The 9372-nt window shown below is 23.9% G+C and carries 8 protein-coding genes and 2 pseudogenes; 7 read left to right on the top strand and 3 right to left on the bottom strand.

From position 1 onward, the window contains the following. The 7 genes and pseudogenes from Q0K19_RS14400 to Q0K19_RS14370 all read left to right on the top strand — a co-directional run. A pseudogene (locus Q0K19_RS14400) lies at positions 1-245 on the top strand (ankyrin repeat domain-containing protein); the annotation flags it as partial. A gap of 370 nt (positions 246-615) precedes the next feature. Next, positions 616-1062 carry a hypothetical protein gene (locus Q0K19_RS14395; RefSeq protein WP_297249167.1) on the top strand — a complete coding sequence of 149 codons (447 nt, stop codon included), beginning with the start codon at positions 616-618 and terminating at the stop codon, positions 1060-1062. A 330-nt stretch (positions 1063-1392) separates the two neighbouring features. Further along, entirely contained in the window at positions 1393-2706 is a 1314-nt protein-coding gene (locus Q0K19_RS14390; protein ID WP_297249165.1) for a hypothetical protein, read from the top strand. A gap of 265 nt (positions 2707-2971) precedes the next feature. Then, a complete protein-coding gene (locus tag Q0K19_RS14385) occupies positions 2972-4390 on the top strand; it encodes a hypothetical protein (protein ID WP_297249163.1) in 1419 nt (472 codons plus the stop codon). A 442-nt stretch (positions 4391-4832) separates the two neighbouring features. Next, positions 4833-6193: pseudogene (locus Q0K19_RS14380) on the top strand (hypothetical protein). 100 nt (positions 6194-6293) lie between these two features. Next, on the top strand, positions 6294-7370 hold the full coding sequence (locus tag Q0K19_RS14375) for a hypothetical protein (protein ID WP_297249161.1): 1077 nt from the start codon (positions 6294-6296) through the stop codon (positions 7368-7370). 24 nt (positions 7371-7394) lie between these two features. Continuing rightward, on the top strand, positions 7395-8114 hold the full coding sequence (locus Q0K19_RS14370) for an ankyrin repeat domain-containing protein (protein ID WP_297249159.1): 720 nt from the start codon (positions 7395-7397) through the stop codon (positions 8112-8114). Positions 8115-8287: 173 nt separating this feature from the next. Here Q0K19_RS14370 and rpmA read toward each other — a convergent pair whose 3' ends face one another. Genes rpmA through rplU form a run of 3 tightly spaced genes read right to left on the bottom strand, consistent with a single transcriptional unit; the run spans position 8288 to position 9199 of the window. Continuing rightward, on the bottom strand, positions 8288-8542 hold the full coding sequence (gene rpmA, locus Q0K19_RS14365; protein WP_012670728.1) for a 50S ribosomal protein L27: 255 nt from the start codon (positions 8540-8542) through the stop codon (positions 8288-8290). Continuing rightward, a complete protein-coding gene (locus Q0K19_RS14360) occupies positions 8532-8888 on the bottom strand; it encodes a ribosomal-processing cysteine protease Prp (RefSeq protein WP_297249155.1) in 357 nt (118 codons plus the stop codon). Before Q0K19_RS14360 ends, rpmA begins: the two co-directional genes overlap by 11 nt. Next, positions 8888-9199, bottom strand: coding sequence for a 50S ribosomal protein L21 (rplU, locus tag Q0K19_RS14355; protein WP_008722750.1), 312 nt, complete (start codon positions 9197-9199; stop codon positions 8888-8890). The genes Q0K19_RS14360 and rplU overlap by 1 nt, the downstream gene beginning before the upstream one ends. Between the last annotated feature and the right edge of the window lie 173 nt (positions 9200-9372).

Raw genomic sequence — 9372 nt, 5'->3', positions numbered from 1 at the left:
ATTTAGATAATGAAAAATTAATAAGTCCTTATTTGAAAGATTTTGTTAATAATGCTGATGAGATATTAAAAAGATATAATGTTCCTAAAAACTTTTATAATGATACAGACAATTTAATTTTTCTTATAACAGAAGCCGGTATTATATTAATGAAAGATAAGGGGCATAAAAAAATATTTATTCCTTTAGATGATATAAAATATAATATTAACAAAGATCATTATTTGTCTTATTTATTTGATTAATTTTTATATATACTAAGAATTTTTAAGTTTGTCAACTACTAGCCGTAGTGGCAACCCGCACGGTATCGCTTATTCTTAATGAATGTCCTTTATACGTGCGGCTGATTACTTATTATTATACAAAATCAATAAATCTATATTATATGTAAAACATATTTCTTAATATTAGATAATCTTTTATTTTATAAAAAGGTGAAAATTGACAAAGTATAGTTGTTTGGGTATATATTATTTTTAGTATGATTTAGTACTATATTTTTCAATTGAAACAAATAAAAAATAAAAAAACAAGTAAATTTTAAAAATTACGTATGTATTGACATAATTCTAATTTTTTTATATAATACCATACCATAGGAGGTTATATGATATGAAAGGTAGAATTTTAAAATTTTCATTCTTTTTATTAATTTCAACTTTTTTATTTGTTAATATTGCATGTTTTAAAAAAACAGAAAAAAACACAAATATACCTGAAGAGCTATACGGTCAATATTTTATGTCACCTGATGAAACATATATGAAATCGCTTCTTATAATTGTAGATTATGATGGTATAGAAATTAACTATCCTAATGATGAATCTACAATAGAAGTTGTGAAAAAGTGCGTGGATATTGTAATGGAAAGCGACAGAGCTATAAAAGGCGATATAGGCAATAGTAAATTATCAAAAGCAGCAGATAATCATTATAAAACTATATCTTCAAACGATGCTCACTTAGAATTTAAATTTACTAATGAAGCACTTGAACTATCTGTTTATGATGGAACACAGCAAGTAAAATCAATTAATTTGAGTAAATTAGGAAAATGATATTGAAAAATATATTAAGTGAATAAAATTATAATTAGATACAATAAGTTAGTTGTATAAAAAATCGTATTTTAAAATTTTATTCACTTTATTATTTTTTTATAATGGATTTATACGCGTATCACAAAAAATAATAAAATGCGAGTATAATAAAAATAAGTGAGCCGAAGCCACAAAGTAGGTTATTATATGGCTAACTGAGTAGGCACACTTCGTGTGGGCGAACATAACAACAAAAAATAATTTTTAAAGCAAATAAACTAGCAGCTCTTAACTTCAGTTGCCAGCTTATATCTAGCAAGTTTATTGCTAGCAAAAATAGGAGGATTTATGGATATCGAACTTATCATTATTATTGTATGTTTTTTTCTATTTGTAGTTGCACCTTTGGCAATTTATTTTAATATTGACAAAATTCTGCCAGGTCCAAAGAAATGGTATTCTAAAAATAAAATATGGTTAAATGAAAAAAAATTATTTATGCTTAAAGATAAAATAAATAATATATATATTAATTGTTATAAAATTGAATATGATGAACATTATGATTCATACCGAACATGCTATCGTAAGTTGGAAATTGTATCTCCTTCATTAGAGTTTGATCTGTATGCACATGAATATTTTGACTCATTTTCAGGGCAAATGCTTCTACAGTATGGAGATAAATTAATGATTCGTGAAACTAGTCCATTATATATAAACAAAATGATGGTTTACCAAAATTATGATGTTGAATATTTTAACGAAATATATTCAAAACAAAATTATTCAACTATACGAAAGAGAGATAAATTTTGGTCAAAAGAAGAAGTAAGAGACAAATTGACAACTATAACATTCAGAAAAGAATTAGATTATGAAAGAACATCTAAAATTGAATATACTATGGATATCGAAGATAAAAGAATAGAAGGAGTTTTTGAAATTATAAAGCCTGAAATAGAAATAAAACAATTTTATCTTCCGATTGAACAGACAGATTCCTATAATACAGTTTGGTCTGACTTGAATAATATGATGACTAATTATTTATTTAATTTCAATTATCCTTTTATTAAAGGAAAAGAAAAAATAAATATGGCTATCAGCGGAGCTTATAATTTTGATGAAAAATTCAAACAAGAAAAAGGAAAAGAGCTTGAAGAGAAATTGAAGCATAAAAATGATCTTTTAGAAGATAAATTCTGTATTGATGATAAAACTTGTATTGCATATTATAATAAAATTAGTAACTTTAGATGCCTTGATATATTATACTATGATGATGAAGTAATATGTGTATACAAAAGAACTGTAGAAGTAGATTCAGCTAAAGGAATTATATTAAAGAATCATTCTCTTATATTTGAATTGGAGAGCGAAAGAAGTATAAGTTCTTATTTGAGAGATTTAGTTGTTGATAGTAAAGAGTTATTATTTCAGTATGAACTCACTGATAATTTTTATAAAAATATAGATAATGTAATATTTCTTTTAACAGATACAGGAATTATGGTAATGCCTGAATACCCTAATCTAGATATTAATGACTCTGCATATGAATATGAAGAAATTGCGGAAAGAGTATTTATCCCTACAGAGCATTTAAAAAATTATCTAAATGAAAGTCATTATTTATTTAATTTTTTTAATAGGAGATAATTGCTTTGATAATTAATTTTTATATACTGAAACAATTATTTTTGTAAATTTCTATATTTTTATAGATATATTATCAACTTTTTTGTCGCACAAAAAAGTTGCAAAAAACGCAAGTACTTTAACTCTATATGTAGAGAATATATATTAAATGTAGTATAAATACACTGAAATTCAGGTTACACATTGCCGAAGTCACACATAGCAGTAAGTTCACTCACTAGCTTATATATGGCAGCGGCGAGCATAGCAATAATCGGAGTTATTTATGATATCATTTGGAATATTGGAACCATTAAGACTTTTTCTTATTAGTGACTATTTCTGGCCTATTATTTTTGGAGTACCTATAATTTTGCTAGCTGTAATTTTTATGCTTGAGAAGAGAGCAAAAAAATGGTATGCTAAAAATAAAATATTGGTATATGAAAAAAGTTTTTTCATGCTGAAAGATAGAGTAAATAATATATATATTAATTGCTATAAATATAAAGATAAAGACTATGATGAATGGTACAGAAAACATCGAGGTAAAGTAAAGTATTTAATTAAAGTAAAATTTGATAATTTCGCACATGAATATTTTGCTTCTTTTACAGGTCAAATGTTTATAAATAACGAAAATAAATTAATGATTCGTGAAACTAATGAATTAAATAATAATGAAATTAATGTTTACCGTGATTATGATTTGGGTTATTTTGAAAAACTAAAGGAAAAGCAATTTAAATTCTATATTCCTTATGAAACATACTGGAAAGAACCGCATAAATTTTCTAATTGGAGTTCAAAAGAAAAGAATAGAGAAATTTTATTAAAGATAAAATTCAAAAGAGAATTCGATTATGAAAGAACATCAGAAATTGAATATACTATGGATATTAAAGGCGGAAAAGTGGAAGGAGTTTTTGAAGTTATTAGAAAGCCTGAAATGGAAATAAGAGAGTTTTATATTCCAGTAGAACAGACTACTTTTACTAATGATAAATTTTCAGCTTATCTTGGTATGGATGAAGTAAGAAAAATGCTCACTAATTATTTATTTAATTTCAATTATCCTTTTATTAAAGGCAAAGAAAGAATAAATTCAGCTATCAGCGGAGCTTACAATTTTGATGAAAATTTTAAAGAAGCAAAAGGAAGGGAACTTGAAAAAGAATTAAAAAATAAAGAACTTATTATAGAAAAATTCCATCATTATGACCAAAACAAAGCCTATTATGCAGATAAAATTGGTATTATATACTATAAGAAACTTAAAGACTTTAGATGCTTTGATATATTATACTATGATGATGAATTAATATGTATATATAAAAGAACTGTAGAAGCAGACGAAAGAAGAGATGAAGCTATAGTAAAAAATCATTCTTTTATATTTGAATTGAACGGAGAAAAAAGTATAAATTCCTATTTAAAAGATTTAGTTACTGATAGTAAAGAGTTATTATCAAAGTATATAGTTCCTGATTATTTTTATGACAATATATATAGTTTAATATTTCTTTTAACAGATACAGGAATTATAGTAATGCCTGAATATACAAACCTAATTCTTAGCGATGAGGACTATGACTTGGAAAATACACATGAAAAAATTGCAAGTAGAATATTTATTTCTTCTAATGATTTAAAAAATTATTTAAATAGAAGTCATTCTTTATTTAGTTTTTTTGATAGGCAATAATTGCTTTTATAAGTAATTTTTATATAATGCGGAGCGTATAGTGTAAAATATAAAATGCGAATATACACTTAAAGTTTTAAGTTTGTTAATTTTTTATTCAACTTTTTTGTCGCACACGCTCTGTGGGCTTCGCCAAAGTTGCTGCCGACACCGCAGGGGACTTTGTCGGCAAACGCAAGTACTTTAACTCTATATGTAGAGAATATATTTTAAATGTAGTATAATACGCTGAAATTCAGGTCACACATAGTAGTAAGTTCACTCACTAGCTTATATACGGCGGACCGAGTAGGACACTTCGTATGGGCAACATAACAATAATAAATTATAATTTTTAAATATTAGAAAGCTAAATATAAAAATTTTAAGCATCTAGCAAATTCCAAAAGACGGCTAGATACTATTAGCCAATAATTTTTATTAACAACAATAGGAGCTATTTATGATATCATTTGGTATATTGGAACCATTAAGAATTTTTATTATTAGTGACTATTTCTGGCCTGTTATTTTGGGAGTACCTGCAATTTTGCTAGCTGTAATTTTTATGCTTGAGAAGAGAGCAAAAAAATGGTATGCTAAAAATAAAATATTGGTATATGAAAAAAGTTTTTTCATGCTGAAAGATAGAGTAAATAATATATATATTAATTGCTATAAATATAAAGATAATGATTATGATGAATGGTACAGAAAACATCGCGGTAAAATAAAGTATTTAATTAAAGTAAAATTTGATAATTTCGCACGTGAATATTTTGCTTCTTTTACAGGGCAAATGTTTATAAACAGCGAAAATAAATTAATGATTCGTGAAACTAATGAATTAAATAATAATCAAATTAATGTTTACCGTGATTATGATATGAATTATTTTGAAAGACTAAAAGAAAAGCAATTTAAATCATATCTTCCTTATGAAACGTCATGGAAAGAATCAATTAAATTTAATAAATGGAGTTCAAAAGAAGAAATTAGAGAAATTTTATTAAAGATAAAATTCAAAAGTAAATTCGATTATGAAAGAACATCAGAAATTGAATATACTATGGATATTAAAGGCGGAAAAGTGGAAGGAGTTTTTGAAGTTATTAGAAAGCCTGAAATGGAAATAAGAGAGTTTTATATTCCAGTAGAACAGACTACTTTTACTAATGATAAATTTTCAGCTTATCTTGGTATGGATGAAGTAAGAAAAATGCTCACTAATTATTTATTTAATTTCAATTATCATTTTATTAGAGGAAAAGAAAGAATAAATTCAGCTATTAATGGAGTTAAAGAGTTCTCTGATGAGTTTTTGAAAAATAAAATAAATGAAAATAAAGATATAGTTGCATCTTATGTAAAAGAGTCTAAAAACAGACATTGGAAATCATTAATGGATGAGAGTATATTAAATTATATTGATAATTATGCTGATTATTATAATGAACTTAAAGAGTTTAAAAGTTTTAATATATTATACTATGATGACAAAACAGTATCTTTATATAAAAGAGTTTCAAAGTTAGAAGATTTGAAACTTACTGAAATAGATAATATGTTTATGACATTTGAGTTAGAAAGTCAAAAATTAATAAGCCCTTATCTTAAAGACTTAGTAAATGACACTGAAGCATTATTAAAAAAATATAATGCCCCTAGTGATTTTTATTCTAATATAGATAATTTAATTTTTGGAGTAACAGATTCATTATTATAATAATGAAAGAAAAAGGATACGGAAAAATATTTATTGATAATAAGAATATAAAAGAGTATATAAATAAGGATCATTATTTAGCTTATTTGTTTAATTGATTTTTATATCTAAAAAAATTTAGTTTTCAAGTTTTACTATTTGTATTAATTGACTATTAAATTATAAATGAAAAATAATTTTTGGAGTTAAATAAAAACTATGAAAGAATTATTATATAGTATTTTCTATAATGAATATTTTGTTTTGATTATTTCTATTATTATTTTAGTTATTATTTTTAAATTATTAATGAAAAATAAATACCGTCCTTATTTTGAAATAAAGGATATAACTTTTACCGTACTTAAAGATAAGATTAATAATATATATATTTACTGCAATAAATTTGAAAATATTAATGATGGCATACATTATTTATATATGGGTAAAATTTTTATAAATAATGCAGATTTGTTTGGTATTTATGAAATTAGAGGAAACAGCAGTAAAATAGAAGTTTTTAATTATGATAGCAAAGAAGAATTTAGAATCTCTAATATAAAAAATATTGCAGAAATCAATTTAAAAAATAATAATATTTCAAAAGCTGAATACGTTATTGAAATTAATTCCAAAAGAATAGAAGGTGTTTTTGAATTAATAAATGAACCTAGAATAAATATAAAAAAATTTAATATATACAAATTTGGATATTTAAAAAACTATAGAAAATTAAATATAATTCTTAATTATTTATTTAATTTTTATTATGCATTTATAGATAATAAAGAAAAAATAAATTCTGATATTAACGGTGAATCTAGTTTTTCAAAAGATTTTCAGTATAAAAAAGAGAATGAACTTTCAGATGAAATTAATTCATTTTTGAAAAAATTTTCTGTTTATGAATTACAAAAATATTTTATTGATATCAAAGATTTATATGCTTTTAATATATTATACTTTGATGAAAAAACTATTTGTATGTACAAAAGACTTATAAAAATAGAAGGTAAAGAAATTATAATAAATAATGTTTTTCTTATTTATGATTTAAATAATCAAAAATTAGTTACTCCATATTTAAAAGATTTAGTAAATGATGCTGAAAAATTACTAAAAGAATGCAATGCTCCTAGTGATTTTTATTCTAACATAGATAATTTGATTTTTGGTATAACAGATTCTTTTATTATAATAATGAAAGAAAAAGAATGCGAAAAAATATTTATTGATAATAAGAATATAAAAGAGTGTGTAAATAAAGATCATTATTTGGCTTATTTATTTAATTGATTTTTAGTTTATAATAAATCAATTATGAGTAAGAGATTAAAAACTATAATAAATATATTTGCTATTATTTTAATTGTTGCATCTGTCAATATTATTATTTCTTCTTTTTCAATGATGATGTTTTATAATAGAGAAAATTTATTTTATATAATTAATGCAATTGCTATATTACTAATAATAAATTCTATAGTATTGATTTTAAAAGAGAATTATAAGGTATTTATTATAGTGTTTTTATCTATATTATCATTTAGTTTTATATTTTCAGCTGCTAACTATATTAAGTATGCCAATAATATAGAAAGATATAAAATTCTAAAAAAAGACAAAGAAGTACATAATTCTTTAGATAGAGTATTAGCTAAAGATAGATTTTTTAAAGCTGCTGAAAAAGGAGATATTGAAAGAATAAAAGAATTAATGGATTATATTGATATTAATACTAAAGATGCTTATGGAATTAATGCTTTGATGCATGCTTTAATTTTTAATAATTTGGAATCTGTAGAATTCTTATTAGAAAATGGTGCCGATGTAAATTCAACCGATTATGAATATCAAACGCCTTTAATGTATGCAGTACAAAAAAATAATGCAGAAATTATAAAGCTTTTAATTTCTAAAGGTGCTGACATTAACTTTAAAGATGCTAGAAATAGAACTGCTTTAGATATAGCAAAATCAAAAGGTTATGATGATATAGCTGAAATTTTAGAGAATGCCAAAAAATATATAAAAAACTGATATTATAAAAAATGTTTGTTATATAAATTCTTATTAAAGATTTTTGTATAGATTTTATTTTTATAAATTATAATATTGAAGAAGTATTTATTAAATAGAAAATCAAAAACAAAAATATCTCAGCTAATTACACATTATTAGCTGAGATATAATATTTTCAAAAGTTCAATTTATTATTCAGTTACAACAGAGATAGTTTTCTTTCCGAATTTATTAGTATGGAACTTCACATAACCAGAAGCAGTAGCAAATATAGTATGATCGCGACCTATATCAACATTTCTTCCTGCATGGAATTGAGTACCGCGTTGTCTAACTATAATATTGCCAGATATAACTTTCTGACCGCCGTAAACTTTAACACCTAAACGTTTAGATTGACTATCGCGTCCGTTTTTAGAACTTCCGCCACCTTTCTTATGTGCCATTTTTATACTCCTCTTTATATTTTATAAAATCAGGATACTCTTTAATTAAAGATTTTATACCTATCAAATATCCATTACTAACTATTTTATATTCTGTTTTTTTATCATTTTCAAGTTTATCAAAATTAACAAGTTCTAAACTCAAAAATCCATCATTTATTTTGTACTTTAAAAATCTATTTCCTACTATAGATAATAAAGCCTTATACATAGCCTGTGTCAATGCACTCAAAGCTATACAAACTTCATAACCTTCACCAGATTTTTTAATGCCGGCATGTCCTTCAACTGTTATGCTTTGTATAATCGATTCTATATCATATACTACATTAACAAAGGAAGACATTAAACAGCTATATCTTCAATAGTTATTTTATGGTATTTATGTCTATGTCCTGTTTTTCTTCTATAGTCTTTTCTTCTTTTATGTTTACCGATAACTACTTTATCACCTTTCATCATTTCTACTATTTTAGAACTTACTTTAACGCCATCAACATAAGGTGTACCTACTAAAACACTTTCATCATCTTTTTTAAGAAGAAGAGTTTTAATTTCAGGAGCTTCTTTAGCATCATCGCCTAGATATTCTACTAAAATATCCTGACCTTTTTCCACCTTGTATTGCTTACCTTTTACTTCTACGATTGCATACATTATTGCTTATCTCCAATTTATATATATTTTTATTTTATACAATACTATGAGTACATTATAATACTATATTAAAGTAATTTTGTCAAGCATAAAAATTGTTTAAGAGCCACAGATATTGCACACTTTTAGTTTAAAAAAAGTAGGTATCCCTTATAATTTAAATTGCTAGAAAT

Source organism: uncultured Brachyspira sp., from assembly GCF_944393015.1.
In the GTDB taxonomy this organism is placed as follows: domain Bacteria; phylum Spirochaetota; class Brachyspiria; order Brachyspirales; family Brachyspiraceae; genus Brachyspira.
Note: the sequence above shows the minus strand (reverse complement) of the source record. Positions and strands in the feature narration are given on the sequence as shown.